This window comes from Nocardia sp. NPDC056000 (assembly GCF_042269265.1).
Lineage (GTDB): Bacteria > Actinomycetota > Actinomycetes > Mycobacteriales > Mycobacteriaceae > Nocardia.
This window is the reverse complement of sequence record NZ_JBHJXS010000033.1, coordinates 1-2,846: the sequence shown is the minus strand read 5'-3', so window position 1 is coordinate 2,846 and position 2,846 is coordinate 1. Positions and strand designations below refer to the sequence as shown.

General features: G+C 71.6%; 1 protein-coding gene and 1 pseudogene. One reads left to right on the top strand and one right to left on the bottom strand.

Annotation, left to right across the window (positions count from 1 at the left end):
* Window positions 1-86: 86 nt before the first annotated feature.
* Window positions 87-344: pseudogene (locus ACFC4D_RS46375) on the top strand (hypothetical protein); the annotation flags it as partial.
* 1,399 nt (window positions 345-1,743) lie between these two features.
* Here ACFC4D_RS46375 and ACFC4D_RS46370 read toward each other — a convergent pair.
* Window positions 1,744-2,172, bottom strand: a complete 429-nt coding sequence (locus ACFC4D_RS46370; protein ID WP_376073312.1) for a MobC family plasmid mobilization relaxosome protein — start codon at window positions 2,170-2,172, stop codon at window positions 1,744-1,746.
* Window positions 2,173-2,846 lie beyond the last annotated feature (674 nt).

Genomic DNA, 2,846 nt, shown 5'->3' with positions numbered 1-2,846 from the left:
CCCGGAAGTCGCGCCGGTACGCCGGACGCCGGACGCTGTGGCGGATCACCGGCGACCCCGCGTGCAAGGGCTGCGGCCGGAGCCTGATGGACCCGGCCTCCGGCGTCATCGTCGGGCAGACGGCATCCGGGACCGCCGTGGTCCTGGGCCTCATGCGCTGCGGGCGGATCTGGCTCTGCCCCGTCTGCGCGGCGACCATCCGGCACAAGCGGGCCGAGGAGATCACGGAGGCCGTAGTCGAGTGGATCCGCCGAGGCGGCACCGCCTACCTGGTCACGCTGACCACCCGGCACGCGGCCAAGGACCGACTCGACGGCCTGATGGACGCCCTCCAGGGCTCCCGGTCCGGCACGGCCGCCGAGATCCGCGTCGCCAAGGCCAACGTCGCCGTTGCCGAGACGACCCTCCAGGAGGTCACCGACCGGACCCGTGCCGCCGTGAACGCCGCCCGGCTTGCCGCGCCCAAGGGCCAGAAGCGCGCCGCGATGGCGGCCGCGAAGGAGGCAGCCGCGGGCGAGCTGGCCGACGCGCAGGCCCATCTCCGCACCACGCAGGCTGAGCTGGCGTCCACCCGCCGGAAGGCGGGCGCCTACCAGCGGCTCATCACCGGCGGCACCTGGGCCGGGCGGAAGTGCGACCCGGAGGGAATCCGCGGCCGGATCGGCTACATCGGCATGATCCGCGCAACAGAGGTCACCGTCGGCCTCGCCAACGGCTGGCACCCGCACATCCACGCGATCGTGCTCGTCGGCGGCCGGACCACGGGCGAGCGTGCCGAGAAGCGGGTGGCCGGCACCTTCGAGCCGTCGGAGAACGCGCTCACCGAGTGGCAGAACCACTGGCGGACGGTCTGGGTCGGCGCCCTCCAGGGGATCAACCCGAAGTGGCGGCCGTCGGACGACTGCGACCGGACCAACTGCCCGTGCGGCGGCAAGGGCCACGCGATCGACTTCAAGCGCCTGGAAACCGAGCGCGACGCCAAAGACCTGGGCGAGTACATCGCCAAGACCCAGGACGGCAAGCAGCCCGCACTGGAGCTGACCCGCGCCGACCTCAAGACCGCCACCGGGGAGAACGTCACGCCGTTCGAACTCCTCTTCCGCATCGGCGACCTGGCCAACGGGGTGCCCGACGACGGCGAGGAAGGCAGCGCCTCCGGCATCGGCACGCTGGAGTGGAACCTGGCCAAGTGGCACGAGTACGAGCGGGCCACCAAGGGCCGCCGGGCCATCGAATGGACCCGCTACCTGCGGCAGATGCTCGGCATCGAGGGCGGCGACACCCACGAGGACGACCTCGACATGCTGTTCGGCTCGGACGCCGAGGACGGCGAGCTTCGCGCCGGCGTCGCCATCGCCGAAGAAGGCTGGACGGCCGTCACCCGCAAGGGCCTCGACCTCGCAGCCACGGAGGCCGCCGAGGGCAAGGACGGCAACACCGACCCGGAAGCCGTCGCTGGCAGGGTCCGCGAGATCCTCGCCCTGGCCGACGTCGCCGACACGGCGGTAGTCCTGTCGGCCGCTCAGGTCGCCGAGGCGTACACGAACATGCTCGACAACCTCGCCCGCCGCCGCGAGGAAGCAGCTGCACGCCGCCGCCGCGAGCACGAGGACCAGGAGCACGACGACGCCCCCGTCGACACCGCCGAACTCCAGGCCCGCCTGCGCCGCCGCACCACTCCCTCGCCCCGCCCTGCCGTGGAAGCGCCCGCCGTCACCCCTTGACCGCCTTCGGGCGGAGGGGTCAGAGGTCAGGCGGTTCGGGTTGGCGGCGCCGCATGTTCACGACGGTCGCCTCGTCGACCCGCCGCACGGCCTCGCCGACGCGCTGCAGAACGGCCTCCAGTTGCTCCTGGGTGACGTCGCCGCCGGCGTTCAGCGTCCGCGCGATCTGGTTCAGGTTCGTGCCGATCCGGGTCAGCCCGATCCGGGCGGCAAGCAGCTCGCGCAGCTCCTCGCGCCGGGTCCTCGGGACCGGCCACAGCGTGCTCATCGCCACGGACCCGGCGACGTGCGCCGCGTAGCTGGAGGGGGTCAGCCGGGCGAGCTTCGCGGCGGCCTCGACGGCTGCCTTCTCGTCGTCACCGAGCCGGAGATTCAGGCGGTGCGGACGCGGCTCGTCGTTGCGCCGGGTACGCCGCCGCTGCTCCGGAAACACCCGCTGTGGCCGCACGAGATCCCCCTCCGAAACTCCCCCGGTCCGTGCTCGGACCGACCGCTGATCGTCCCCGATCAGCGCGCATACGGTAACCGTATGCACCAACTTGCTGCCGTCATCTACGGCCCGGAAGTCAGCAGCAGGTTGGGTCCGAAGAGTCCCCCGGGGGCGGAGCAAGTTATCGCGTGAGCATTGCTCCCGCGCCCGCCCGGGGGCCGAGCAAGTTATCCGTTTGGAGACTCCAGCGGTTCCCCGACCGAGGGCGTCGCGTCGATCCCCGGTCCGAGCGTCCGCCGGCCTTTTCGCGCGTGCACGTCCTGGTGCTCGACGTCCCCCAGGAGTGCGTCCGGCACCACTCGCTCGACGGGCAGCAGCCGCGGTGCGGCGTCCGTCGTCGTCGTGCTCCTGGTGGTGCTCGGGCCGGTGCCGAGACGGCGTCGCGCGGTGCTCATGACGGGGAGTCTCCCGCGCCGTGGTCGACCCCCTCGCGGCGGCTCCGGCCGTAATGCAAGAGGTGTGACCGGAAGCGCCGTGCCGTAGTGCATGAGCTGTGGCCGTAACGATCTTGTCGGCTTGGGCCTTCGGATCGGAATGCAAGGGCAAACCCAGCATCGTCGAATTGACTCCCACACCCCCTGAACAAGCGAATCGGAGATCACTCAGCGCCCAGTACGGCACCGGATCATTCC